The 212-nt window shown below is 48.6% G+C and carries 1 rRNA gene; it reads left to right on the top strand.

From position 1 onward, the window contains the following. Positions 1-63: ribosomal RNA gene (locus MFP24_RS00015) — 16S ribosomal RNA — on the top strand; the annotation flags it as partial. Between the last annotated feature and the right edge of the window lie 149 nt (positions 64-212).

Below are 212 nucleotides of genomic sequence, written 5' to 3' on the forward strand. Positions count from 1 at the left end.
ATGACTGGGGTGAAGTCGTAACAAGGTAACCGTAGGGGAACCTGCGGTTGGATCACCTCCTTAAACTGAAGTGAGATATTGGAAAGTGCAGTGTCCACAACAGATTGTCTGATGAAAATAACGAGCAGAAATACCTTAATAGGCTTGTAGCTCAGGTGGTTAGAGCGCACCCCTGATAAGGGTGAGGTCGGTGGTTCAAGTCCACTCAGGCC

The organism is Brenneria tiliae, assembly GCF_023347575.1.
GTDB lineage: Bacteria > Pseudomonadota > Gammaproteobacteria > Enterobacterales > Enterobacteriaceae > Brenneria > Brenneria corticis.